Annotated in this window: 27 protein-coding genes; 13 read left to right on the plus strand and 14 right to left on the minus strand. The window is 52.1% G+C overall.

Features of this window, described 5'->3' with window-relative positions:
• Window positions 1–40: 40 nt before the first annotated feature.
• The 6 genes from tgt (at window position 41) to HV346_RS04835 (ending at window position 5,583) form a co-directional block, all read left to right on the plus strand.
• Complete coding sequence (gene tgt / locus HV346_RS04810; protein WP_181622436.1) at window positions 41–1,168, plus strand: tRNA guanosine(34) transglycosylase Tgt; 1,128 nt, start codon at window positions 41–43, stop codon at window positions 1,166–1,168.
• Window positions 1,169–1,190: 22 nt separating this feature from the next.
• A complete protein-coding gene (yajC, locus tag HV346_RS04815) occupies window positions 1,191–1,523 on the plus strand; it encodes a preprotein translocase subunit YajC (RefSeq protein WP_052283894.1) in 333 nt (110 codons plus the stop codon).
• Between the two features lie 27 nt (window positions 1,524–1,550).
• Window positions 1,551–3,398 carry a protein translocase subunit SecD gene (gene secD / locus HV346_RS04820; RefSeq protein ID WP_181622437.1) on the plus strand — a complete coding sequence of 616 codons (1,848 nt, stop codon included), beginning with the start codon at window positions 1,551–1,553 and terminating at the stop codon, window positions 3,396–3,398.
• A gap of 10 nt (window positions 3,399–3,408) precedes the next feature.
• Complete coding sequence (secF, locus tag HV346_RS04825) at window positions 3,409–4,380, plus strand: protein translocase subunit SecF (RefSeq protein WP_181622438.1); 972 nt, start codon at window positions 3,409–3,411, stop codon at window positions 4,378–4,380.
• Window positions 4,381–4,522: 142 nt separating this feature from the next.
• Window positions 4,523–4,888, plus strand: coding sequence for a VOC family protein (locus HV346_RS04830; RefSeq protein ID WP_181622439.1), 366 nt, complete (start codon window positions 4,523–4,525; stop codon window positions 4,886–4,888).
• A 14-nt stretch (window positions 4,889–4,902) separates the two neighbouring features.
• Window positions 4,903–5,583: a YafY family protein gene (locus HV346_RS04835; protein WP_181622440.1), complete on the plus strand. Its 681-nt coding sequence runs from the start codon at window positions 4,903–4,905 to the stop codon at window positions 5,581–5,583.
• 91 nt (window positions 5,584–5,674) lie between these two features.
• On the opposite strand, the gene HV346_RS04840 is transcribed toward HV346_RS04835, so the two are convergent.
• Both HV346_RS04840 and HV346_RS04845 read right to left on the minus strand, forming a co-directional pair.
• Window positions 5,675–6,559 (minus strand): nucleoside-specific channel-forming protein Tsx, encoded by an 885-nt coding sequence (locus HV346_RS04840; RefSeq protein ID WP_181622441.1) that lies wholly within the window; start codon window positions 6,557–6,559, stop codon window positions 5,675–5,677.
• 268 nt (window positions 6,560–6,827) lie between these two features.
• Entirely contained in the window at window positions 6,828–7,367 is a 540-nt protein-coding gene (locus HV346_RS04845) for a DUF3251 domain-containing protein (RefSeq protein WP_181622442.1), read from the minus strand.
• Between the two features lie 153 nt (window positions 7,368–7,520).
• On the opposite strand from HV346_RS04845, the gene nrdR reads away from it, so the two are divergent.
• The 5 genes from nrdR (at window position 7,521) to thiL (ending at window position 11,126) form a co-directional block, all read left to right on the plus strand.
• Complete coding sequence (nrdR, locus tag HV346_RS04850; protein WP_064325018.1) at window positions 7,521–7,970, plus strand: transcriptional regulator NrdR; 450 nt, start codon at window positions 7,521–7,523, stop codon at window positions 7,968–7,970.
• Window positions 7,971–7,974: 4 nt separating this feature from the next.
• Window positions 7,975–9,078, plus strand: a complete 1,104-nt coding sequence (ribD, locus tag HV346_RS04855; RefSeq protein WP_181622443.1) for a bifunctional diaminohydroxyphosphoribosylaminopyrimidine deaminase/5-amino-6-(5-phosphoribosylamino)uracil reductase RibD — start codon at window positions 7,975–7,977, stop codon at window positions 9,076–9,078.
• Window positions 9,079–9,165: 87 nt separating this feature from the next.
• Window positions 9,166–9,636, plus strand: coding sequence for a 6,7-dimethyl-8-ribityllumazine synthase (gene ribE, locus HV346_RS04860; RefSeq protein ID WP_006176874.1), 471 nt, complete (start codon window positions 9,166–9,168; stop codon window positions 9,634–9,636).
• Between the two features lie 20 nt (window positions 9,637–9,656).
• Window positions 9,657–10,076 (plus strand): transcription antitermination factor NusB, encoded by a 420-nt coding sequence (nusB, locus tag HV346_RS04865; RefSeq protein WP_006809908.1) that lies wholly within the window; start codon window positions 9,657–9,659, stop codon window positions 10,074–10,076.
• A 78-nt stretch (window positions 10,077–10,154) separates the two neighbouring features.
• Entirely contained in the window at window positions 10,155–11,126 is a 972-nt protein-coding gene (gene thiL / locus HV346_RS04870; protein WP_181622444.1) for a thiamine-phosphate kinase, read from the plus strand.
• Between the two features lie 101 nt (window positions 11,127–11,227).
• On the opposite strand, the gene HV346_RS04875 is transcribed toward thiL, so the two are convergent.
• The 4 genes from HV346_RS04875 to xseB form a co-directional block, all read right to left on the minus strand.
• A complete protein-coding gene (locus tag HV346_RS04875) occupies window positions 11,228–12,202 on the minus strand; it encodes an aldo/keto reductase (protein ID WP_181622445.1) in 975 nt (324 codons plus the stop codon).
• Window positions 12,203–12,264: 62 nt separating this feature from the next.
• A complete protein-coding gene (dxs, locus tag HV346_RS04880; protein WP_181622446.1) occupies window positions 12,265–14,127 on the minus strand; it encodes a 1-deoxy-D-xylulose-5-phosphate synthase in 1,863 nt (620 codons plus the stop codon).
• Window positions 14,128–14,151: 24 nt separating this feature from the next.
• Entirely contained in the window at window positions 14,152–15,051 is a 900-nt protein-coding gene (gene ispA, locus HV346_RS04885; RefSeq protein WP_181622447.1) for a (2E,6E)-farnesyl diphosphate synthase, read from the minus strand.
• Window positions 15,052–15,294, minus strand: coding sequence for an exodeoxyribonuclease VII small subunit (xseB, locus tag HV346_RS04890; protein ID WP_181622448.1), 243 nt, complete (start codon window positions 15,292–15,294; stop codon window positions 15,052–15,054). It abuts the gene before it with no gap.
• Between the two features lie 319 nt (window positions 15,295–15,613).
• On the opposite strand from xseB, the gene thiI reads away from it, so the two are divergent.
• The gene (gene thiI / locus HV346_RS04895) at window positions 15,614–17,062 is read left to right on the plus strand and encodes a tRNA uracil 4-sulfurtransferase ThiI (protein ID WP_181622449.1); all 1,449 of its coding nucleotides are present in this window, start codon (window positions 15,614–15,616) and stop codon (window positions 17,060–17,062) included.
• Between the two features lie 49 nt (window positions 17,063–17,111).
• Here thiI and yajL read toward each other — a convergent pair whose 3' ends face one another.
• Both yajL and panE read right to left on the minus strand, forming a co-directional pair.
• Window positions 17,112–17,702, minus strand: coding sequence for a protein deglycase YajL (gene yajL / locus HV346_RS04900; protein WP_181622450.1), 591 nt, complete (start codon window positions 17,700–17,702; stop codon window positions 17,112–17,114).
• Window positions 17,665–18,576 carry a 2-dehydropantoate 2-reductase gene (gene panE, locus HV346_RS04905; RefSeq protein WP_181622451.1) on the minus strand — a complete coding sequence of 304 codons (912 nt, stop codon included), beginning with the start codon at window positions 18,574–18,576 and terminating at the stop codon, window positions 17,665–17,667. The genes yajL and panE overlap by 38 nt, the downstream gene beginning before the upstream one ends.
• A gap of 128 nt (window positions 18,577–18,704) precedes the next feature.
• Between panE and HV346_RS04910 the strand changes: the two genes are divergently transcribed.
• Window positions 18,705–19,196 (plus strand): YajQ family cyclic di-GMP-binding protein, encoded by a 492-nt coding sequence (locus tag HV346_RS04910; protein WP_181622452.1) that lies wholly within the window; start codon window positions 18,705–18,707, stop codon window positions 19,194–19,196.
• Between the two features lie 31 nt (window positions 19,197–19,227).
• On the opposite strand, the gene HV346_RS04915 is transcribed toward HV346_RS04910, so the two are convergent.
• The 6 genes from HV346_RS04915 to cyoA all read right to left on the minus strand — a co-directional run bounded on the left by HV346_RS04915 (window position 19,228) and on the right by cyoA (window position 25,523).
• Entirely contained in the window at window positions 19,228–20,589 is a 1,362-nt protein-coding gene (locus HV346_RS04915; RefSeq protein ID WP_181622453.1) for an MFS transporter, read from the minus strand.
• Window positions 20,590–20,738: 149 nt separating this feature from the next.
• Window positions 20,739–21,626: a heme o synthase gene (gene cyoE / locus HV346_RS04920; protein ID WP_181622454.1), complete on the minus strand. Its 888-nt coding sequence runs from the start codon at window positions 21,624–21,626 to the stop codon at window positions 20,739–20,741.
• Between the two features lie 11 nt (window positions 21,627–21,637).
• A complete protein-coding gene (locus tag HV346_RS04925) occupies window positions 21,638–21,964 on the minus strand; it encodes a cytochrome o ubiquinol oxidase subunit IV (protein ID WP_181622455.1) in 327 nt (108 codons plus the stop codon).
• Window positions 21,964–22,578, minus strand: coding sequence for a cytochrome o ubiquinol oxidase subunit III (locus HV346_RS04930; protein WP_181622456.1), 615 nt, complete (start codon window positions 22,576–22,578; stop codon window positions 21,964–21,966). Before HV346_RS04930 ends, HV346_RS04925 begins: the two co-directional genes overlap by 1 nt.
• Window positions 22,568–24,559 (minus strand): cytochrome o ubiquinol oxidase subunit I, encoded by a 1,992-nt coding sequence (gene cyoB, locus HV346_RS04935; protein WP_181622457.1) that lies wholly within the window; start codon window positions 24,557–24,559, stop codon window positions 22,568–22,570. Before cyoB ends, HV346_RS04930 begins: the two co-directional genes overlap by 11 nt.
• Before the next feature lie 16 nt (window positions 24,560–24,575).
• Complete coding sequence (cyoA, locus tag HV346_RS04940; protein WP_181622458.1) at window positions 24,576–25,523, minus strand: cytochrome o ubiquinol oxidase subunit II; 948 nt, start codon at window positions 25,521–25,523, stop codon at window positions 24,576–24,578.
• Window positions 25,524–25,925 lie beyond the last annotated feature (402 nt).

Below are 25,925 nucleotides of genomic sequence, written 5' to 3' on the forward strand. Positions count from 1 at the left end.
TTTTACAACGTTGGACTGTTTTTCTGACGTCGGAGAAAAAATGAAATTTGAACTTGATACCACCGATGGCCGCGCGCGTCGCGGTCGCCTGGTGTTTGATCGCGGTGTGGTTGAAACGCCCGCGTTTATGCCTGTAGGCACTTACGGCACAGTCAAAGGCATGACGCCGGAAGAAGTGGAAGCCACTGGCGCACAGATTATCCTGGGTAATACCTTCCACCTGTGGCTGCGTCCGGGCCAGGAGATCATGAAGTTGCACGGCGACCTGCATGACTTCATGCAGTGGAAAGGCCCAATCCTGACCGACTCCGGCGGTTTCCAGGTGTTCAGCCTGGGTGACATCCGCAAGATCACCGAGAAGGGTGTGCATTTCCGTAACCCGATCAACGGCGATCCGATTTTCCTCGATCCTGAAAAATCCATGGAGATTCAGTACGATCTCGGCTCCGATATCGTGATGATCTTCGATGAGTGTACGCCATACCCGGCTGACTGGGATTACGCAAAACGTTCTATGGAGATGTCTCTGCGCTGGGCGCAACGCAGTCGTGACCGTTTTGACTCTCTTGAGAACAAAAACGCACTGTTCGGCATTATCCAGGGCAGTGTTTACGAAGATTTACGTGATATCTCTGTTAAAGGTCTGGTAGAGATAGGTTTTGATGGCTACGCTGTCGGCGGTTTGGCGGTGGGTGAGCCAAAGGAAGACATGCACCGTATTCTGGAACATGTGTGCCCGCAAATCCCGGCCGACAAACCACGATACCTGATGGGCGTGGGTAAACCGGAAGACCTGGTTGAGGGTGTGCGTCGCGGTATCGATATGTTCGACTGCGTGATGCCAACCCGTAATGCCCGTAACGGACATCTGTTTGTTACCGATGGCGTGGTGAAAATCCGTAACGCGAAGCATAAAAGTGATACCAGTCCGCTCGATGCCGAGTGTGATTGCTATACCTGTCGTCACTATTCTCGCGCGTATTTGCATCATCTTGACCGTTGCAATGAGATTTTAGGCGCGCGTCTCAATACTATTCATAACCTTCGTTATTATCAGCGCTTAATGGCTGGTTTACGTAAGGCTATCGAAGAGGGTAAATTAGAGAGCTTCGTGACCGATTTCTACCAACGTCAGGGTCGAACTGTTCCACCTTTGAACGTTGATTAATTTTAATAATGAGGGAATTTGAATGAGCTTTTTTATTTCTGATGCGGTAGCAGCAACAGGTGCTCCGGCGCAGGGCAGCCCGATGTCTCTGATTCTGATGCTGGTTGTGTTCGGTCTGATCTTCTACTTCATGATCCTGCGCCCACAGCAGAAACGCACCAAAGAGCACAAAAATCTGATGAGCTCCATCGCAAAAGGCGATGAAGTGCTGACCAATGGCGGTCTGGTTGGTCGCGTGACGAAAGTAGCTGAAACTGGCTATATCTCTATCGCGCTGAACGATACCACTGAAGTGGTTATCAAACGTGACTTCGTAGCTGCCGTTCTGCCGAAAGGCACTATGAAGGCGCTGTAATCCCAACTTTTCCCAAAGGGAACTGCCGTGTTAAACCGTTATCCTTTGTGGAAGTACATCATGCTGGTCGTCGTGATTCTCGTCGGCCTGCTGTACGCGCTTCCCAACCTGTATGGTGAGGATCCGGCCGTTCAAATCACTGGCGCGCGCGGTGTCGCCGCCAGTGAGCAAACGCTGATCCAGGTCCAGAAAACGTTACAAGAAGAAAAAATTACCGCTAAGTCTGTGGCACTGGAAGAGGGCGCAATTCTTGCTCGCTTCGACACCACCGACACGCAACTCCGCGCGCGTGAAGCGCTGATGGGCGTGCTGGGTGATAAGTATGTCGTGGCGCTGAACCTTGCTCCTGCAACCCCGCGTTGGCTGGCTGCACTGAATGCAGAGCCAATGAAACTTGGTCTTGACCTGCGTGGTGGTGTTCACTTCCTGATGGAAGTGGATATGGATACTGCTCTGGGCAAACTGCAGGAACAGAATATCGACGGCCTGCGTAGCGATCTGCGTGAAAAAGGCATCGCATACACTACCGTGCGTAAAGAAGATAACTACGGCATGAGCATCACGTTCCGCGACAGCGCGGCACGCGATCAGGCTGTTACTTACCTGTCTCAACGCCATCGTGATCTGGTTATCACTTCTCAGGGCAGTAATCAGCTGCGCGCGGTGATGACGGATGCGCGTCTGAGCGAAGCGCGTGAATATGCGGTTCAACAGAACATCAATATTCTGCGTAACCGTGTAAACCAACTGGGTGTGGCTGAGCCGCTGGTACAGCGTCAGGGTGCTGACCGTATCGTGGTTGAGCTGCCTGGTATCCAGGACACTGCGCGTGCGAAAGAGATTCTCGGTGCGACTGCAACGCTGGAATTCCGTCTGGTAAACAGCAATGTTGATCAGTCTGCTGCTGCCTCTGGCCGTATTCCAGGTGACTCTGAAGTGAAACAGACGCGTGAAGGCCAGCCTGTTGTGCTGTACAAACGCGTGATCCTGACCGGTGACCACATCACCGATTCCACTTCAAGCCAGGATGAGTACAACCAGCCGCAGGTTAACATTTCGCTGGATAGTGCGGGTGGTAACATCATGTCTAACTTCACCAAGGACAATATCGGTAAACCGATGGCGACCCTGTTTGTGGAGTACAAAGACAGCGGTAAGAAAGATGCCAATGGCCGCGCGGTTCTGGTGAAGGAAGAAGAGGTGATTAACATCGCCAACATCCAGTCTCGTCTGGGTAACAGCTTCCGTATCACGGGGATCAGCAACCCGAATGAAGCGCGTCAGCTTTCGCTGCTTCTGCGTGCTGGTGCATTGATTGCACCAATTCAGATTGTTGAAGAACGTACGATTGGTCCAACCCTGGGTATGCAGAACATCAAGCAGGGTCTGGAAGCCTGTCTGGCCGGTCTGGTAGTGTCTATCCTCTTCATGATCTTCTTCTACAAGAAGTTCGGTCTGATTGCGACCTCTGCGCTGGTGGCGAACCTGGTCCTGATTATCGGCATTATGTCCCTGCTGCCAGGGGCGACTCTGACTATGCCGGGTATTGCGGGTATCGTGCTAACCCTTGCGGTGGCAGTCGACGCCAACGTACTGATAAACGAGCGTATCAAAGAAGAACTGAGTAACGGTCGTTCTGTGCAGCAGGCGATCGAAGAAGGCTACAAAGGCGCGTTCAGCTCAATCTTTGATGCGAACGTAACAACACTGATTAAGGTTCTTATCCTGTATGCAGTGGGTACTGGCGCGATCAAAGGCTTTGCGATTACAACCGGTATCGGTGTCGCGACGTCGATGTTTACCGCTATTGTCGGCACCCGTGCCATCGTGAACCTGCTGTACGGCGGCAAGCGCGTTAAAAAGCTGTCTATCTGAGGAGTGCGTTGTGGCACAGGAATATACTGTTGAACAATTAAACCACGGCCGTAAAGTCTGGGACTTTATGCGCTGGGACTACTGGGCCTTCGGCATTTCAGGTTTTCTGCTGATTTTGTCCATCGTCATTATGGGTGTGAAAGGTTTTAACTGGGGTCTCGATTTCACCGGCGGTACGGTGATTGAGATTACGCTGGAAAAACCGGTCGATATGGACCAGATGCGTCTGTCGCTGCAGAAAGCGGGCTTTGAAGAGCCGCTGTTGCAGAACTTCGGCAGCAGCCGTGACATCATGGTGCGTATGCCTCCCGTCCACGATGCCAATGGCAGCCAGGAGTTGGGGAGCAAGGTCGTTAACGTGATTAACGAAACGACCAGCCAACATGCACTGGTTAAGCGAATTGAGTTTGTGGGGCCAAGCGTCGGTGCAGATCTTGCGCAGACGGGGGCGATGGCGCTGATGGCTGCGCTGATCTCCATCCTGGTTTACGTCGGTTTCCGCTTCGAGTGGCGACTGGCGGCAGGTGTTGTCATTGCACTGGCGCACGACGTGGTGATCACCATGGGCGTACTGTCACTGTTCCATATTGAGATTGACCTGACCATTGTGGCATCGCTGATGTCGGTTATCGGTTACTCACTGAACGACAGTATCGTGGTATCGGACCGTATTCGTGAAAACTTCCGTAAGATCCGTCGCGGTACGCCGTACGAAATCTTTAACGTATCGTTAACCCAAACGCTGCACCGTACATTGATCACGTCCGGTACGACCTTAATGGTTATCCTGATGCTGTATCTCTTCGGCGGCCCGGTTCTGGAAGGCTTCTCGCTGACCATGTTGATTGGTGTGTCTATCGGTACGGCGTCGTCTATTTACGTCGCGTCGGCACTGGCACTGAAACTCGGCATGAAGCGCGAACACTTGCTCCAGCAGAAAGTCGAAAAAGAAGGGGCGGATCAGCCGTCTATTCTGCCATAAGCAGACATCTGCTCAGTGAACTGAAATCCCGGTCAACAGACCGGGATTTTTTTGTCTGTATCTGGCAAACACTCCTGACAGTATGCTGTCAGGAGCCCTGTCATACACTCCTTCTGAACCCAAACAACTGTCAGGAGGATGTATGAAAAACGTCATTAACTGGTTTGAAATTCCGGTCACAGATATGGATCGCGCCATTAAATTTTACGAACCAGTGATGCAGGTATCGCTACGTCGCGAGAAAATGGATTGTGCCGAGCTGGCGGTTTTCCCGCATGAAGACCCGGCCACGGGTGGTGCGCTGGCAAAATTTGATGGTATTACACCGTCGCATCAGGGCGCTATTATTTACCTGCATACGGACAACCTGGCGGCTACGCTCGATCGTGTCGTATCCGCGGGTGGCAAGTGTGTCTTTGGCCCGCTGGAACTGCCGCAGGGGATTGGCACTATCGCGCTGTTTACCGATAGCGAAGATAATCGTCTTGGCCTTCATCAACCTGCCTGATACCCGGAGAATGTATGACCCGACGCGCTGACCGATTGTTTCAGATTGTGCAGATCCTGAGAGGCAGGAGACTGACAACGGCAGCGCATCTGGCGGACAGACTGAATGTGTCCGAACGTACTGTCTACCGTGATATCCGGGATTTATCGCTCTCGGGTGTGCCTGTTGAAGGGGAAGCCGGGAGTGGTTATCGGCTGATGTCGGGTTTTGATTTACCTCCTCTGATGCTGACAAACCGGGAGTCAGAGGCGTTGATTGTGGCGATCCGCCTGCTCAAAACCTGGGGCGGGGAATCTCTGTCACGCGAGCTTGAATCGGCTCAGGAAAAAGTGCTGGCGATCCTGCCGGAGGAGAGTCGCCGTAAGGCGGAGCAGACACGGCTGTTTGCTCCGGATATGGGGACTCAATTGCATTCAAAAAGCAACTTTGATGTGATCCATCAGGCCATTGCTTCCCAGCAAGTTTTGGCGCTGCATTATCGGGACGAGAGTGGTCAGCTGTCGTGGCGTGATGTTCAGCCCCTGGGCATGTTTTTCTGGGGAGAGCACTGGTTGCTGGTTGCATGGTGTGAACGTCGTGACGATTACCGTTGCTTCCGACTCGACCGGTGTTTGAATATCGCGGTGACGGACAGGCGATTTAGCGAGAGTACAGAGCGGTCTCTGGCTGATTTTCTGCGAAAAGTTAAGCAATAAAAAAGCCAGCATTACGCTGGCTTTTTTATTTGCGTCCTCTCCCGGGGGGAGAGGACGGGTGAGGCGTTAAGCCGCGAAACCCAGGTGCAAATTAGAAGTTGTAACCGACAACCAGGTAACCACCCCAGCCGGTAGATTTCACGCTGAAATCGCCGTTGCCGAAGTTCAGGCTTGCATCATCGTTCCACTGGCCACCGTTGTGCCAGTAACGTGCAACGACAGAATAGTGCCAGTGATCGTAGTTCAGTGCCAGAATGTGGCTGGACGCAATTGAGTTATTCGTACGCGCTTTCTTGCCGTTCAGGTCACGGAAGTCTTCGTTACCCAGATCGGAACCCCAGTCAAAGTTGGTGAAACCGATGTAGCTCAGGTTACCGCCCCACAGTTGGGTGATTGGCACGAAGTATTTCACTTTGAAACGGTAGCCATCCCACTCATTTTCGTTCGCTGCGCCGTAGTTCTGCCATTGGTATTTTGCATACACGTTCATGGACAGGCTCATTGGCAGACCGGTGTCGATGTCAGTACCCAGACCCATGTACCAGGTGCTCTGACGACCAGATGCGTTGCGGCCCATGTCGTAGATGTAGTTGTTTGCGATATACCACTCTTTGAACGGACCGAAGCTCAGGTCAGCACCGGTCAGTTTGTCGATAGAGAAGCGCGGTTCGATTTCCATAAACAGCGGAGAACCGTGGTTCCAAATACCTTTTGCATCGGTATTACCACCAAAGAACACTGGGGCATCCATATAGCCGTAGAAATCAAACCAGTCTTTCTTGGCGAAGGCTTCATATTCCAGATAGGTATCGTTGCGCAGCAGTGGTCCAAAACGGGTGTGGTAGCTACCTACCACGTTGACGCTCTGATGCCACCAGTCTGACAGATACTGAGGTTGATCCTTTTCCGCTGCGTTAACAGTGAAAGAGGAGGAAAGTGCGAGTACTGCTCCGGCTGCAAGTAATGTTTTTTTCATAATCATGCCACTGATTGAATTTCCCTTCCGGGAGTGAAAAATGCGCGATTTGCGTTTCAAAATATTTCGTATTTCTGCGGAGCCTATTATAGGAATCCTTGCTCACAAAAATATGTGTTGTTTCACATATCTCTCACACACGTAATCGATTGCGTTCACGTTTGCGTACTTTAAACGGCAGGGATTGTAACGGCAATCATTTATGTTGCCAATCTTTGCGGGATGTAAATGTCAGCGGAGTAACATCGCACTCCGCTTTTTAGGTGGGTTACTGTGTGACGGGCTGAATATCGTGGATGCGGACAAAACCTAACTGTTCGGGTGTAATGCCCGTCAACTGCAACGGAATATCGACATCGCTCGGCGCTAACACGCTTGCTGGTGCATTGATCAACTGGCTTTTAACATTCACTTCCTGGTAGCTGTCCGTCGTGCCCTGAATCTGGCCCCATTCGACCGTACCGCTGAAGGCGGGTAATGGATCGTTGGATTCACCCTGAATGCGCAATGTTACCCGTGTACCATCGGCGTTGGCTGCAACGTTGATGAGCGACATACGCAATGTTCCGATCTGACTGTTCAGACGAGCAGGTGTGTTTGAGCCAGGCAGCAGGTACACACCACTGCTTGATTTTGCATTCAGTGCATTTTGCTGGGTGATCTTGACCGTTTCCTTGTTCAGCTTGTCCATTGCGGCATTGAGCGTATTGACGCTTTGTTTCATCTGACGAACTTCGGTTTGCTGAGCACAGGCACTCAGGGTGAAGAGACTTCCCACCAGGAGAATTCTTAGGTAACGTCTTGTCATTGCGTTTATTTCCTTGAAACTACGGATTGTTGTAATGGTAGACGGCATCTTACCGTCTGGCATAGATCCTTTGTCTCAAAAAACCTCTTCCTTTGTTGTCAGCCCAGTTCAGGGTAAAATAGCGGGAAGTTAACCAGATAGTCAGGACACCGTATGCATTGCCCATTCTGCTCCGCTGTGGATACCAAAGTAATCGACTCTCGTCTTGTGGGTGAGGGGTCATCCGTACGTCGCCGTCGGCAGTGTCTGGTGTGCAACGAACGTTTCACCACCTTTGAGGTGGCGGAACTGGTGATGCCACGTGTCGTCAAAAGTAACGATGTACGTGAGCCCTTCAACGAAGAAAAACTGCGCCGCGGGATGCTAAAAGCACTGGAAAAACGGCCAGTCAGCGCAGATGACGTTGAAATGGCGCTGAATCACATTAAATCGCACCTGCGGGGAACCGGCGAACGCGAAGTGCCCAGTAAAATGATTGGCAATCTGGTGATGGAACAGCTGAAAAAGCTCGATAAAGTTGCCTATATCCGCTTCGCTTCTGTGTACCGCAGTTTCGAAGATATCAAAGAGTTTGGCGAAGAGATCGCCCGCTTACAGGATTAAGCTCATGCAGGATGAGATTTACATGGCGCGAGCGCTCAAACTGGCGCAGCGCGGGCGTTTTACCACACACCCTAATCCGAATGTTGGCTGCGTGATTGTCAAAGACGGTGAAATTGTGGGGGAGGGTTTTCACTACCGCGCAGGTGAACCTCATGCTGAAGTGCATGCCTTGCGCATGGCTGGTGAAAAGGCGCGTGGCGCAACGGCTTACGTTACGCTTGAACCTTGCAGTCACCACGGCCGCACGCCACCCTGTTGCGACGCATTGATTGCAGCGGGCGTTTCACGAGTCGTCGCGGCAATGCAGGATCCTAATCCGCAAGTTGCAGGGCGCGGACTGTATCGTCTTCAACAACAGGGAATTGACGTTAGCCACGGCCTGATGATGAACGATGCGGAAGCCATCAATAAAGGTTTCCTGAAGCGTATGAGAACAGGTTTCCCTTATATCCAGTTGAAACTCGGTGCATCTCTGGATGGGCGCACGGCCATGGCGAGCGGTGAAAGCCAATGGATTACGTCTCCGCAGTCAAGGCGCGATGTGCAACGTCTGCGCGCGCAAAGCCATGCTATTCTCACCAGCAGTGAAACAGTTCTGGCGGATGATCCGGCGATGACCGTGCGTTGGGATGAGCTGAATGCCGATACCCAGGCGCTCTATCCGCAGGAAAACCTGCGTCAGCCACTGCGTATTGTGATTGATAGCCAGAACCGTGTGACACCTGAGCACCGTATTGTGCAACAACCCAGCGAAACCTGGTTTGCCCGTACAACGGAGGACGACCGTTCGTGGCCGGAAGGTGTGCGCAACATCATGGTTCCTGAACACAATGGTCATCTCGATTTGGTCGTGCTGATGATGCTGCTTGGCAAACAACAGGTGAACAGCATCTGGGTGGAAGCCGGTCCTACGCTGGCGGGAGCGCTGCTCCAGGCCGGGCTGGTGGATGAACTGATTGTCTACGTTGCGCCTACACTGTTAGGTAGCGATGCGCGTGGCCTGTTTGTACTGCCAGGGCTTGAAAAACTGGCCGATGCCCCACAACTCAAATTTAGCGAGATACGCCCGGTTGGCCCGGATGTCTGCCTCCATTTAACGACAGCGTAATTGCTCCTGAAATAGGGAAGCAGTGCGCAAAGTATTATGATAAAATCCGCCCCCCTGCGGGGCCAAATGAACCCGTAAAGGAAGAGTATGAACATTATTGAAGCTGCTGTAGCTACCCCGGACGCTCGCGTCGCCATCACCATTGCGCGTTTCAACAACTTCATCAACGACAGCCTGCTGGAAGGTGCGATTGACGCTCTGAAACGTATCGGCCAGGTAAAAGATGACAACATTACCGTTGTATGGGTTCCCGGTGCATACGAACTGCCTCTGGCAGCCGGTGCGCTGGCGAAAACCGGCAAATACGACGCGGTGATTGCACTGGGTACTGTTATTCGTGGCGGCACTGCGCACTTCGAATACGTTGCGGGCGGTGCAAGCAATGGTCTGGCGCATGTTGCACAGGATGCTGAAATTCCTGTCGCGTTTGGCGTGCTGACCACTGAAAGTATTGAACAAGCTATCGAACGTGCTGGCACTAAAGCCGGTAACAAAGGTGCAGAAGCTGCACTGACTGCACTTGAAATGATCAATGTATTGAAAGCCATCAAGGCCTGATTTTTTGTAAGGGGAATTCCGTGAAACCTGCTGCTCGTCGCCGCGCCCGTGAATGTGCCGTCCAGGCACTTTACTCCTGGCAGTTGTCCCAGAACGACATCGCTGATGTTGAATACCAGTTCCTGTCTGAACAAGACGTTAAAGACGTTGATGTTCTGTACTTCCGTGAACTGCTGTCGGGAGTGGCGACTAATAGCGCGTATCTCGATGGTCTGATGAAACCTTATCTGTCTCGCCTGCTCGAAGAGCTGGGTCAGGTAGAAAAAGCAGTGTTGCGCATTGCGCTGTTTGAACTGTCTAAACGTGATGATGTGCCATACAAAGTGGCGATCAACGAAGCTATCGAACTGGCAAAAACCTTCGGTGCTGAAGACAGCCACAAATTTGTTAACGGCGTGCTGGATAAAGCCGCACCTGCGATCCGTCCCCACAAAAAGTGATCCGCAAACCGGAGTGTTGCATTGCATAACGTGCGGTGCAGCTCCGGTTTTTTCTTTATATTTGCTGAGGCATAACGTATGGCATGCGGCGAATTCTCCCTGATTGCCCGTTATTTTGACCGTGTCAGAACTTCTCGTCTGGATGTTGAAACCGGCATTGGCGATGACTGCGCACTTCTCAATATTCCTGAAAAACAGACGCTGGCGATCAGTACCGATACCTTAGTATGCGGGCGTCATTTCCTGCCGGATATTGATCCTGCCGATCTGGCATATAAAGCACTGGCGGTGAATGTGAGCGATCTGGCAGCGATGGGCGCCGATCCTGCGTGGTTAACGCTGGCGTTAACGTTGCCGAGTGTTGACGAAACCTGGCTCGAAACCTTCAGCGATGCGCTGTTCGAGCAGCTAAATTACTACGATATGCAACTGATTGGTGGTGATACGACTGCCGGTCCACTGTCTATGACACTCGCGATCCACGGTTATGTGCCGGTCGGGCGCGCCCTGAAACGCTCAGGCGCGAAACCCGGTGACTGGATTTATGTGACCGGTACGCCCGGTGACAGCGCGGCTGGTCTGGCGATTTTGCAGGATCGTTTAACCGTCAGTGATGCGGATGATGCGGCCTATCTGATTAAGCGTCACTTGCGCCCGACCCCGCGTATTTTGCACGGGCAGGCACTGCGCGAACGTGCGAGTTCAGCTATCGACCTCTCTGATGGTTTGATCTCCGATCTCGGTCATATCCTGAAAGCCAGTGGTGTAGGCGCTCGCGTTGATCTTGATACCTTCCCGCTTTCAGAACAGATGCGTAAGCACGTTGCGCCTGAGCAGGCGCTGCGCTGGGCACTTTCTGGCGGTGAAGATTACGAACTGTGCTTTACCGTTCCGGAATTACACCGCGGTACGCTGGATGTGGCGCTGGGAAATCTCGGTGCACCATTTACCTGTATTGGTCAGATCCTGCCGGAAAGCGAAGGAATGCAGTTTGTACAGGATGGCGCATCGGTGACGCTCGACTGGAAAGGGTACGATCACTTCGCGTGATACATTCAGTTCCCTCTCCCAGGGGGCTGAGGGATCCCAAAAAAAACCGTGTACGGACAGCCCCCTCTCTTTTTAGGGGAGAGGGCATCAGTCCGCATATTTTATTTAAATCCCACAACCGGATGCTGTTCGTACGGCGTTTCAAGTTCGGTAATCTGCTCCGGGGTCAGCGTTAAATCCACCGCATTCAGCAGCTCATCCAGTTGTTCCTCGCGGGATGTACCGATAATTGGGGCTGCGATCCCGCGTTTGCTAAGTAGCCACGCCAGTGCAACCTGCGCACGCGTTGCCCCTGTATCGTCAGCAATATTTGCTAAGCGTTCGGCAATCAGTGCGTCACTGGTCTCTGTCGCGTTGTACAGTGTCTTGCCAAATTCATCAGATACCGAACGGGCAGTGGTTTCTCCCCAGGGGCGCGTTAATCGGCCCCGTGCCAGTGGGCTCCATGGGATCACCGCCACATTTTTCTCATAGCAGAGCGGCAGCATCTCGCGTTCCTCTTCACGGTAGATAAGGTTGTAGTGATCCTGCATAGTGACAAATTGTGCCCAACCGTTCCGGGCTTGCAGATTTAGTGCGGAAGCAAACTGGGATGCATGCATAGATGACGCACCGATGTAACGCGCTTTACCCGCTTTAACGACATCGTTTAGCACTTCCAGCGTTTCTTCTATAGGCGTGTTGTAGTCCCAGCGATGGATTTGTAGCAGATCGACATAATCCATGTTCAGACGCCTGAGGCTGTCGTCAATGGAACGCAGGATCTGTGCACGAGAAAGGCCTTCAGGCAAGTCACCCACCTGGTGGTAAACTTTGGTGGCAACGACAACATTTTCACGACGGGCAAAATCGCGCAGAGCGCGGCCCACGATCTCCTCGCTGCTGCCATCGGAGTAACTATTGGCGGTATCAAAGAAGTTAATGCCACCGTCGATGGCATGTTTGATGATGAGGCGGCTGCTCTCTTCCGGCAGTGTCCAGGCGTGGTTGCCCCGGTCAGGCTCGCCAAATGTCATGCAGCCCAGGCAAAGCCGGGAAACCTTAAGGTCTGTTTTTCCTAATGTATTGTATTGCATGGTTCCACTCCTGCTGTTTTAAACATTACGTTTAAGCATAGCAGGAGCGGAAGAGGGGAGGTTTAGGCCAGCCAGGTGCGAATTTTAGCTTCGATACCTACTGCATCCAGGCCAATGCCTGCGCGGGCTTCATCCTGTGTGCCTTGCGGGATGAAATGATCCGGCAGGCCAAGGTTTAGCACGGGAACGGCTTTGCGGTGTGCCATCAGTACCTCGTTAACGCCGCTACCAGCACCCCCCATGATGGCGTTTTCTTCAAGCGTTACCAGCACATCATGACCTTCTGCCATGCTCAGAATCAGGGATTCATCGAGGGGCTTCACAAAGCGCATATCCACCAGTGTCGCATTTAGCGCTTCGGCGACTTTAGCGGCTTCCGGCATCAATGTGCCGAAATTGAGGATAGCCACTTTTTCTCCGCGACGTTTGACCAGCCCTTTCCCAATCGCCATTTTTTCCAGAGGCTGAAGTTCAATGCCCACCGCATTGCCGCGCGGATAGCGTACTGCACTTGGGCCATCCTGATAGTGGTAGCCGGTAAACAGCATCTGGCGACATTCGTTTTCGTCGCTCGGCGTCATGATCACCATGTCCGGGATGCAGCGCAGGAAAGAGAGATCAAATGCGCCCTGATGTGTTTGACCGTCGGCTCCTACAATCCCTGCACGGTCGATAGCAAACAGCACCGGCAGTTTCTGGATGGCGACGTCGTGGATCACCTGATCATAGGCGCGTTGCAGGAACGTGGAGTAAATTGCGACGACAGGCTTATAACCGCCGATTGCCAGACCCGCTGCGAATGTCACCGCGTGCTGCTCGGCGATCGCGACGTCAAAATACTGATCGGGATATTTTCTGGAAAACTCCACCATGCCAGAACCTTCACGCATGGCCGGAGTGATCGCCATCAGCTTGTTATCTTTGGCTGCGGTTTCGCACAGCCAGTCACCGAAGATTTTTGAATAGCTCGGCATACCACCGCTACTTTTCGGTAGACAACCGCTGGTCGGGTCAAATTTGGGTACGGCGTGGAAAGTAATGGGGTCTTTTTCTGCTGGCTCGTAGCCACGCCCTTTCTTGGTCATGATATGCAAGAACTGCGGGCCTTTCAGGTCACGCATGTTTTTCAGCGTGGTGATAAGCCCCAGTACGTCATGGCCATCTACCGGGCCAATATAGTTGAAACCCAGTTCCTCAAAGAGTGTGCCTGGTACAACCATACCTTTGATATGTTCTTCGGTACGTTTAAGCAGCTCTTTAATTGGCGGTACGCCGGAGAAGACTTTTTTTCCGCCTTCCCGCAGGCTGGAATAGAGCTTGCCAGAGAGCAGTTGAGCCAGATGGTTATTTAGCGCTCCGACGTTTTCAGAGATCGACATCTCGTTATCGTTAAGGATAACCAGCATATCGGGCTTGATATCCCCCGCATGGTTCATCGCCTCGAAGGCCATTCCAGCAGTGATTGCACCGTCGCCAATGACGCACACGGTGCGACGCTGTTTGTTTTCTTTCTCTGCTGCAACAGCGATACCGATTCCGGCAGAAATAGAGGTTGAAGAGTGACCGACGCTCAGGACATCAAATTCACTCTCTCCGCGCCATGGGAATGGGTGCAAGCCGCCTTTCTGGCGAATCGTTCCGATTTTATCGCGACGTCCAGTCAGAATTTTGTGCGGATATGCCTGGTGGCCTACGTCCCAGATTAGCCTGTCGAACGGCGTGTTATAGACGTAATGCAGCGCCACGGTCAGCTCCACCGTGCCAAGCCCGGAGGCAAAGTGCCCACTGGAGCGGCTTACGCTGTCGAGAAGGTATCGACGCAGTTCATCGCACAGCTTCGGCAGGCTCTCTTTCGGCAACAGGCGTAACTCCTGGGTGGAGTCAACTAACGCCAGTGTCGGGTGTTTGGCAATATCAAAACTCATCAAAGGCTCATCGAGATAGTGTGTTTATTTATCACGCTGGATTATATAGTCCGCTAGCGCTTCCAGTGCCGAGGTATCCAGTGATTGTGCGGCCAGTTGGTTCAGAGACTGGCGGGCATCGTCAATCAGGTCCCGGGCTTTACGCTGGGCTTGCTCAAGACCCAGCAGGGCGGGATAGGTGCTTTTGCCAAGTTGCTGATCTGCACCCTGGCGTTTACCCAATGTTGCAGTATCGCCCACCACATCCAGAATGTCATCCTGAACCTGGAATGCCAGACCGATACTTTCTGCGTATCTGTCCAGAATCGGCAGGGTTTTGCGCCCGCGTTCACCTGCGCTCAGTGCGCCCAGACGAACGGCTGCACGGATTAAAGCGCCCGTTTTATGACGGTGGATACGCTCAAGCTGTTCCAGATTAACCTGACGTCCTTCGGCATCCAGATCCAGCGCCTGTCCGCCGCACATGCCAGCAATACCACTGGCCATTGCCAGTTCGGAAACCATCGCCAGGCGATCGTGACAATCGACTTCAGCCATTGGTGCATCGCTTAAAATCGAAAAGGCCAGCGTTTGCAGAGCATCACCCGCCAGAATGGCATTGGCTTCGCCAAACTTAATGTGGCAGGTGGGTTGCCCGCGACGGAGATCGTCGTCATCCATCGCCGGTAAGTCATCATGGATCAGTGAATATGCATGGATACATTCAACGGCCGCCGCTGGGGCATCCAGCGTACTATTGCTGATGCCAAACATGTTGCCAGTCGCATAGACCAGGAATGGACGCAGGCGTTTACCGCCTAAGAGTGCGCCATACTGCATGGCTTCAACCAGTGGAGTGTTCTGAAAAGGTTGTGGTTCGATAAAACGACGTAACGCGTCGTTAGCACGCTCAACGCACGCCTGAAGCTGTGTGGAAAAATCCATTTACTCGGCGTCCGGTGTGAAAGGTGTGGTCGCGGCAGCTTCACTCTCAGAGAGCAGGATCTGCACGCGCTGTTCCGCTTGTTGGAGTTTGACCTGACCCTGACGCGCAAGCTGCACGCCACGTTCAAATTCATTGAGGGCTTCTTCCAGCGGTAAGTCACCGCTCTCAAGCCGGGTTACGATTTGCTCCAGTTCACTCAGTGCAGTTTCGAAACTGGCTGGTGCGTCATTTTTCTTCGGCATAGTGAATTTTGACTCTCATATTTTCAGCCCTGTCATGGTAACGGACTCGGGCGGATAAGCAAATAACGCGCAATGTGCACAGGATCCGCGCGATGGTGGTATACTTGCGCGCCTGGATGCAGCCACGGGTGTGGGCTGCTGTACACGTTATCTTTCAAGTTGCCTTTGCGTTGGCTACGTCTGCTTATCCCAGTGACTTATTTGAGTAAGCTCCTGGGGAGGCTCAGACCTGCCGCCTTGATGCAACGTGAATGATTGTTGTGTATATATCTTTTTCCATCACAAGCCTTAGCTGGCTTGCTAACGAAACATTGCCGCCATGAAGTTTATCATTAAATTGTTCCCAGAAATCACCATCAAAAGCCAATCTGTGCGTTTGCGCTTTATTAAAATTCTGACCGGGAACATTCGTAACGTTCTTAAGCATTACGACGAAACGCTTGCCGTTGTTCGTCACTGGGATCACGTTGAAGTGCGCGCCAAAGACGAAAATAAACGTCTGGATATCCGCGATGCGCTGACCCGTATTCCAGGTATTCACCATATCCTGGAAGTGGAAGATGTCCCTTTCACTTCGCTGCACAATATCTTCGAGAAAGCGCTGGAGCAGTATCGTGACCAGATCGAAGGGAAAAGTTTCTGCGTGCGTGCTAAACGTCGCGGTAAACATGAGTTCAGCTCGATTGAGGTTGAGCGTTATGTTGGTGGTGGTTTAAACCAGCACGTTGAGTCAGCGCGTGTGAAATTGACCAATCCGGACGTGACCGTCAATCTGGAAATCGAAAACGATCGCCTGCTGCTGGTTAAAGGCCGGTATGAAGGTATTGGCGGCTTCCCAATCGGAACGCAGGAAGACGTGCTGTCGCTGATTTCGGGTGGCTTTGACTCCGGTGTGTCCAGCTATATGCTGATGCGTCGCGGTTGCCGCGTGCATTACTGCTTCTTTAACCTGGGTGGTGCGGCACACGAAATCGGTGTTCGCCAGGTGGCGCATTATCTGTGGAACCGTTTTGGCAGTTCGCATCGCGTGCGCTTTGTTGCTGTTAACTTTGAACCTGTGGTGGGCGAAATCCTCGAAAAAGTGGATGACGGCCAGATGGGGGTGGTGCTGAAACGCATGATGGTGCGTGCAGCATCGAAAGTTGCAGAGCGTTATGGTGTTCAGGCACTGGTGACTGGCGAAGCGCTGGGCCAGGTATCCAGCCAGACACTGACTAACCTGCGTCTTATCGACAATGTTTCTGATACGCTGATCCTGCGTCCACTGATCTCTCACGACAAAGAGCACATCATCGATCTTGCGCGTGAAATCGGGACGGAAGATTTTGCCCGCACCATGCCGGAATATTGCGGTGTGATCTCGAAAAGCCCAACAGTGAAGGCGGTGAAGGCGAAGATCGAAGCAGAAGAAGAACATTTCGATTTTGCGATCCTTGATAAAGTGGTGGCTGAAGCGACCAACGTTGATATCCGCGAAATCGCTCAGCAGACCGATCAGGAAGTGGTTGAAGTCGAAACGGTGAACGGTTTTGGTGCGAACGATGTCATCCTGGATATTCGTTCCATTGACGAGCAGGATGCGAAGCCGCTGAAAGTCGAAGGCGTTGATGTGGTGTCTCTGCCTTTCTACAAACTGAGCACTGCATTTGGCGATCTCGATAAGAGCAAAACCTATTTGCTGTGGTGTGAGCGTGGAGTGATGAGTCGCCTGCAGGCGCTCTATCTGCGTGAGCAGGGCTTTACGAATGTGAAGGTATATCGCCCATAGCAGAGAGCGATAATCGTAAAAACGGCAACCCTGAGTTGCCGTTTTGCTTTTATTCGTAGTAGTTATAAATTCCCGCCGCCATCACTAGCGATGATGCGACTTCATGGGCTTTTTCACGCCCAACCAGCAAATCGATTATCTTCAGCGCAAAATCGATCGAAGTGCCTGGTCCCTGACTGGTGAGCAGGTTCACACGTGGATCCCAGACTATACGCTTATCAACCCACTGATCTTCAGGAATACGATCCTTCAATGTGGGGAAGCCTGTCATATTACCAACGGGGAAGAGATTGTGAGGAACCAGTACGGTTCCTGCCGCTGCACAGATTGCCGCGACGATACGCCCGGAGAGATGAAATTGTCTGACAGTCTCAACCAGAAGCGGGCTATCGCGGAAACATTCCGCCCCTTTCAGGCCTCCAGGGAGCACAATAATGTCATAGTCGCCATCGGCTACCTCTACCAGAGGGGCATCAGCGAGGATCTTAACCCCACGCGAGCAGGTGATTGTCAGATTACCGTCGCTGGCGACGCTGGCGGTTGTCACTTTAATGCCACCACGTACCATTAGATCAATGGTGGTGACAGCTTCCATTTCTTCGCTACCAGGGGCGAGGCATACCAGTGCCGACGCGCTCATACTCACTCTCCTTACGTTTAACCATGTCATACAAACGGGCGTTTTCCGGCACGCTTATACCGTGGGCGCGGGCGCGTTTTAACAGATAGCCGGTGATATAGTCGATCTCGGTATGCCGCAATGCGCGGACGTCCTGTAGCATCGAAGAGATATTTTCTGCCGTACTATCAATAACCTGCTCGACATAATAACGTATATCGTCTGCCGATGTGTGCAAGCCTTCGCGTTCAATGACACTGGCGACTTCAGCACACAGCACAGCCACTTCCTGCGGGTGATTCTTCAGCTCACCGTTCGGGCAGTTCCACAGTGCTGTTAAGGGGTTAATCACGCAGTTGACTGCCAGCTTGCGCCATAGCTGAGGGCGTATATTGTTGTGCCAGGCGACGTCCGGCAGCACGTTTTGCAGAATGTCCGCCAGGTAACTGTAATCACCATCCTGCTCACGGGCAGGGCCTATATGCGTCACACCGCTGGCGACATGGACGATGATATTGCCATCACGTCGTGCGGCGTGGGTTGTGGTCGCCATCAACAGCGGCTGAGGTATGCTCTTTAGCTCATCAATCGTCCCCATACCGTTGTGCAGCAGCAAAATGGGTGCTGTGTGGGGAAGGTGAGCGGCCAGTGCTTTTACCGCATCAGAGACTTGCCACGCTTTCAGCGTGACCAGCAGCAGATCGCTTTGTGCCAGAAAATCGGGATCGTTGGCGGTGAGCGATTCATTGAAGATACTGCCATCTTCATCAATCAGGTTTACACTGCAATACGGCTGTGGAACGCGTAGCCAGCCTTGTACCTCGTGTCCATGTTTGCACAGTGCGGTAAGCCAGAGCTGACCAAGCGCGCCGCATCCGAGCACAGTAATTTTCATTGTTCCTCCTCACCTGCAACTGCGCCAGGTGTTACGGCCTAAGTATAGCGCCGTCCGCTAAGCTTCTGTTGAGTTATGCCTCGTTGCGGGTATTATGCAACGCAATAAAAGTGAAGGGAGAAGAAAAGATGCCATCTTTCGATATTGTTTCTGAAGTTGATATCCAGGAAGTCCGCAACGGCGTTGATAACGCAAGCCGCGAAGTTGAATCACGTTTCGATTTTCGTGGTGTAGAGGCGACTTTTGAGCTGAACGATGCAAATAAAACGATCAAAGTACTGAGCGAGTCTGATTTTCAGGTAAATCAGTTGCTGGATATTCTGCGTGCAAAGCTGTTAAAACGCGGCATTGAAGGGACATCCCTTGATGTACCAGAAGAGTTCGTGCACAGCGGTAAAACCTGGTTTGTTGAAGCTAAGCTGAAGCAAGGCATTGAAAGCGCGATGCAGAAGAAAATCGTGAAGCTTATCAAAGACAGTAAGCTGAAGGTGCAGGCCCAGATTCAGGGTGAAGAGATTCGCGTAACGGGTAAATCCCGCGATGATCTGCAAGGTGTGATGGCGCTGGTGCGTGGCGGCGATCTGGGACAACCGTTCCAGTTTAAAAACTTCCGCGATTAAAATAAAAAAGCCCGGTTAAACCGGGCTTTTTTTACGCTTTTAGCGCCTGTTCTACTTCAAAGCGGTTTGTCACTTTGCTGTCTATTTTGACATAAGCGCTACGTTCATCCTGGACGATAAGTACTTCGTTCACGCCTTCTTTCTCTTCCAGACGTTGCTTCAGTCCGTCGTTAATTTCTACATCATCCGGGATTTCGACACGCAGACTACTGACATAGCGAGGCTCTTTCATGGTGCTGGAAACCAGCAGCCAGACCGTGGCCAGTAGTGCTCCTGCCAGGAATACGGTTTGCGAATCGAATAATCCATCAACCCAGCCGCCCAGTGCGCCACCGATCGCCACACCAATGAACTGGCTGGTGGAATAAATCCCCATTGCTGTGCCTTTGTAACCTGCCGGTGACTCTTTGCTGATCAGCGACGGCAATAGAGCTTCCATCAGGTTAAATGCCAGGAAGAACAACTGTACACCGGCCACCAGTTCCCAAAAGTGTGGACCAGATCCCCACAGAACGATCTCAGCGATGAGCAGTACAGCCACGCATCCGATGAAGACGCGTTTCATTCGGCGTTTCACTTCGGCGTAGATGATGAACGGCACAACAGAGACGAAGGAAATCAGCATCGTCACCAGATAAATTTTCCAGTGTTCGGCGGCAGGAAAGCCAGCAGCAGCCAGTTGGCCTGGCAGGGCGACAAACGTCGACATCAGCAGAATGTGCAGACACATGATGCCAAAGTTCAGCTTCAGCAGGCGGGGCTCCACAAGGACTTTGCTAAAGCAGCCTTTCACCATGCCGGATTCGCGGTTAAGTACGTGGTTTTTACTGTCCGGTACGACCCACAGTGTCAAGGCAATACCGATGGTTGCGAGCACCGCAATCATCCAGAACAGGGCGTGTAGACCAAGCGTATGCGTAATAATCGGGCCGAGAACCATCGCAATGGCAAAGGTCACGCCGAAGCTCACGCCAATGAATGCCATTGCTTTAGTACGATTTTGTTCGCGGGTTAAATCCGATAACAGCGCCATGACCGCAGCGGCAATCGCGCCGGAGCCTTGCAGGGCGCGGCCAAGAATAATACCCCAGATCGAATGGGAGAGGGCGGCTATCACACTGCCCAGCACAAAGACCAGTAGTCCACCGACGATCAGCGGTTTGCGACCGACACGGTCAGAAAGTAGGCCGAATGGGATTTGGAACACCGCCTGCGCCAGACCGTAGATACCGATCGCCAGACCAATCAGTGCTTCGCTGGCTCCCTGCAGCGCCATACCGTACGTGGTCAGAACAGGCAGGACCATAAACATCCCAAGCATCCGTAGCGAGAAGACAGTCCCTAAGCCCCAGGTCGCGCGAAGCTCGCCTGGCGTCATTTTATAATCGTTCATTACCACCTCAGTTCAAAAGCAGGCCATAGTGTAGTGCGGGGAAGGGGCGGGGTAAATAAAGGGTTATTTAACAAATATTACATGCGTTATGAATAAAATCAGTGAATAAAAAAGGGCGCCGAAGCACCCTTTTATTCACCTGGCGTGACTTACCAGACGTATGTCAGCAGGCTGTGTGAATCTGGAACCATAAAGTCTACGGACATCATGACGGACAGAGAGGTGATAGCAACAATCGAGAACACAAACAGTTTGCGCGCCCAGACTTTGTCATCTTCCACTTTGTAACCGCGCAGCGCCATACCGAGCCACCAGACGCTCACTGCAGCCGCGACAACCAGATATTTGTATCCAGCGTAGCCGCCCAGAGAGAGCATCAGTGTCGCCACAGCAAAGGCGATGATGTACAGCGTGATGTGGTTCTTGGCCACAGAGATGCCTTTCACAACCGGCAGAACCGGAATATTCGCTGCCTGATAATCCTTAAAGCGGAAAATCGCGATGGCGTAGGAGTGCGGCATCTGCCACAGGCTAAAGATAGCCAGCAGGATGAGCGCACCACTGTCGAATTCGTTCGTGACAGCACAGTAGCCAATCACTGGCGGCGCAGCGCCAGAGAGAGAACCGATCAACGTACCGTAGACGGAGTGCCGTTTCATATACAGGCTGTAGACACCCACATAGACCACGAACCCCATCACCCCCAGCCAGCAGGCCAGAGGGTTAGCACCAAACCACAACAGCATGAAGCCAGCAATACCCAACAAGGTGGCATACACCAGCGAGACACCTGGAGACATCAGGCCTTTAACCAGCACCCGATTCTTGGTCCTCTCCATCTTGCGATCGATATCCCTGTCGATGTAGTTGTTAAATACACAACCGGACGCCACGACCAGTGAGACCCCAATCAGCGTGAAAACGAAAAGGGTATAGTCGATGCTGCCTTTAGAGGCCAGCAGGAACCCTCCGATCACGGAGATCAGGTTACCAAAGATGATGCCTGGTTTCGTTACTTGCAGGTATTGCTTAAACATACTCGCCGCTCTTAGTGAACCATCATGTTGTAGTTGAGGTTCCACATAATCCAGATGGAACCGACTACAAGGATAGCGATGATAATCACGGTAAAGACAAAGGCCGTCATATTCCAGCCTTCATCGGACTTGGTGTTCATGTGCAGGAAGCAAACCAGATGCACCAGAATCTGTACCACTGCGGTGACCAGGACCGTACCCAGAATTGCCGCGTGAGAAGCAGAACCGCTCATCACCATCCAGAACGGGATTACCGTCAGGATGATCGACAGGATGAAACCTGTCATGTAGGTTTTTACGCTACCGTGGGAAGCGCCATGATCGTTTGAATGACTCATTACATCGCCCCCATCAGATACACTACAGAGAACACACAGATCCACACAACGTCCAGGAAGTGCCAGAACAGGCTCAGGCACATGATACGTGTACGGTTAGTGTTGGTCAGGCCGCGACGGGATACCTGGAACATCAGTACCGCCATCCAGATCAGACCCGAGGTTACGTGCAGACCGTGAGTACCGACCAGCGCGAAGAACGCAGACAGGAAGCCACTACGATCCGGGCCGAAGCCTTCCATAATCAGGTGATGGAATTCATAGATTTCCATCCCGATAAATCCAGCACCGAACAACCAGGTCAACGCCAGCCAGGAAACAACCTGGTTTTTGTTGTTTTTGTACATGGCGATAGCTGCCATGCCGTAGGTGATGGAGCTGAACAACAGCAGAGCGGTTTCAACCAGAACAAACGGCAGTTCAAAGATGTCCTTACCGGCCGGGCCGCCCGCTGTGCCGTTCACCAGAACGGCATAGGTTGCGAACAGACAGCAGAACAAAATGCAGTCGCTCATCAGGTAGATCCAGAAACCGAATACCTTCGTCGGTCCTGTATCGTGGTGCGCATGGTCATGCGCATGGGCAGTTGAGTGCGCCAAAGTATCAGTTGCCATTTTTCAGCCCCGCTTTAGAAATCTCATCGAAATGCTGGTTTTCCAGTTTTTCGACTTCACGGACTGGTACGTAGTAGTCCACGTCCTCGTCAAAGCTCTTCACAATCCAGCTGATGATGACGCCAGCGAAGCTAGCGATCGCAAGCCACCAGATGTGCCAGATCATTGCGAAACCAAATACCGTTGCGAACGCAGCAATAACAATCCCTGCACCGCTGTTTTTCGGCATGTGGATCTCTTCGTAATGCTCAGGTTGCTTGTACGCTTCACCTTTCTCTTTCATTTCCCAGAATGCATCACGCTCGTGAACGTGTGGCACAATGGCAAAGTTATAGAATGGAGGTGGGGAAGAGGTTGCCCACTCCAGCGTACGGCCGCCCCACGGGTCACCGGTCAGGTCGCGGTTCTGTTCGCGGTCGCGAATAGAAACGTAGAACTGAATCAGCTGACACGCGATACCACAGGCGATCAGCACTGCACCACATGCTGCAACAACCAGCATTGGGTGGAACTGCGGATCAATCTGTTGGCTCAGGCGACGAGTCATGCCCATGAAGCCCAGCACGTACAGCGGCATAAATGCGACGAAGAAGCCGATGATCCAGAACCAGAACGCGCGTTTGCCCCATGCTTCGTTAAGCGTGAAGCCGAACGCTTTTGGCCACCAGTAGGTTACGCCTGCGAAGCAACCGAAGACGACACCGCCGATAATGACGTTATGGAAGTGCGCAATCAGGAACAGGCTGTTGTGCAGTACGAAGTCAGCACCTGGTACTGCCAGCAGTACGCCGGTCATCCCACCTACAGAGAAGGTAACGATGAAGCCGATGGTCCACAGCATTGCTGAGTGGAACACGATGCGACCCTGATACATGGTGAACAACCAGTTGAAGATCTTCACCCCTGTCGGGATGGCGATAATCATGGTGGTAATACCGAAGAAGGCGTTTACGTTTGCACCCGCACCCATGGTGAAGAAGTGGTGCAGCCAAACGATAAACGACAGAACGGTAATACACACGGTTGCCCACACCAGCGAGGTGTAACCAAACAGACGCTTACGCGAGAAGGTCGCTGCGATTTCGGAGAACACACCGAAGACCGGCAGAACCAGAATATACACTTCCGGGTGGCCCCAGGCCCAAATCAGGTTGATGTACATCATCATGTTGCCACCCATTTCATTGGTAAAGAAATGAGTGCCCAGGTAGCGGTCCAGGGTCAGCAGCGCGACGGTGACAGTCAGAATTGGGAAGGAGGCAATAATCAGGATGTTGGCGCACAGAGATGCCCAGGTAAATACTGGCATCTTGAACATCGTCATGCCAGGGGCACGCATCTTGATAATGGTCACGAAGAAGTTAATACCGGTCAGGGTTGTACCAATACCGGAGAGCTGAACCGCCCAAATCCAGTAGTCGACACCAACGCCAGGACTGTATTCAATTCCCGAAAGCGGCGGATAGGCCAGCCAACCAGTCTGTGCGAATTCACCTACGCCCAGAGAAAGGTTAACCAGGATGACGCCGACAACCGTAAACCAGAAGCTCAGGTTGTTCAGGAACGGGAACGCAACATCACGCGCACCAATCTGCAGCGGGACAACAACGTTCATCAGACCAATAACCAGCGGCATCGCCACGAAGAAGATCATGATAACGCCGTGAGCGGTAAAGATCTGATCGTAGTGGTGCGGTGGCAGGAAGCCAGCTTCACCTGCCGAGGCAAGAACCTGCTGGCTACGCATCATGATCGCATCCGCAAAGCCACGAATTAACATGACGATACCGACGATGCAGTACATGATGCCGAGTTTTTTGTGGTCGACCGAAGTCAGCCACTCGTTCCACAGGTAGCTCCACTTACCAAAGTAAGTGATTAAGGCCAGTAAGGCCGCACCACCGATGATAATGGCAGCCACCGTAACCACGATAATGGGTTCGTGGTAGGGCACTGCATCCAGTGTCAATTTTCCGAACATTTTCTTCCTCGGCCCCTTAGTGAGCGGTTTCCGCGTGGCTCATGTCCATGCCTTCCATACCTTCGTGCGCGCTGTGCTCGCCTTCAGGTTGGGTCATGTTCATGCTCTTGCCGTGATCCATAAATTTGCCAACAACGTCTTTGAACAAATCAGGTTTCACGTTAGAGAAGTACTCCACCTTGTTGTATTCGCTAGGTGCAGCCACTTTGTCGAACGCCGCCATGTCAGACATGGTGTTCTGTGACTGTTTCGCTGTAGCAACCCATTGGTCGAAAGCGGCACGGTCCGGCGTAGCGATAGCTTTGAACTTCATACCAGAGAAGCCCTTGCCGCTATAGCTGGCGGAGATACCATCGTAGGTGCCTGCTTCATTCGCGATCAGATGCAGGTTCGTTTGCATACCGGCCATCGCGTAAATCTGGCTACCCAGACGCGGGATGAAGAAGGAGTTCATCACGGAGTTGGACGTCACTTTGAACTGAACCGGAGTGTTCGCCGGGAAGGCGATTTCATTCACGGTAGCAATGCCTTGTTCCGGGTAGATGAAGAACCATTTCCAGTCCATGGAGACCACTTCGATGGTAATCGGTTTTTCATCGTGAACCAGCGGTTTGCTTGGCTCAAGCGCGTGAGTGGTTTTCCATGTCAGTACGGCAAGGAACAGGATGATCAGAATTGGCACTGTCCAGACCACAGCTTCCACTTTATTGGAGTGTGACCAGTTAGGGCTATACTTCGCATCTTTATTGCTCGCACGGTACTTCCAGGCGAAACCAACAGCCATCAAAACGGCAGGAATAACCACAATCATCATCAGGCCAAAAGCCGTCAGAATCAGTGAGCGTTGTTCCAGTCCAATCTGTCCTTTGGGGTCAAGTAGTGCAGAATTACAGCCACTGAGTAATACAGTACCTGCTAATAATGACAACCATCCCAAACTTTTATTGTATTTCCTGAGTCTCATTTAACGACCTCAATTCCACGGAGTCTGGTGGCGTTTAAAGTGTGGGGGCATTTTACGGGAAGGTTACATTACTGTAAACATCATTAGGGCTGTGTCAGGAAGGTGTTACTGGGTTCTGCCGCACATGTCACATGTGTTGCAAATTATGTCGTTTTTTAAGGTGAAAGTCCCATGGGACGGGCATTATAACGAAAGGAATCTCAAGCATACCCTAAAAGGGGCAATTGGTATAACCATTGTCAAAAATACACAAATAATTAACAATTAAGCATCAATAAAAAGACAATTAAAAAACGAATATTCAATCTTTCCGGTGCTGAATCGTTTAATGAAAAATAGCTTACTAAAGCAGGCTCCAATAATTTCCAAATATTATTGCGCACGAAACAACAAATATTTTTT

Source organism: Enterobacter sp. RHBSTW-00994, from assembly GCF_013782625.1.
Taxonomy (GTDB): Bacteria; Pseudomonadota; Gammaproteobacteria; order Enterobacterales; family Enterobacteriaceae; genus Enterobacter.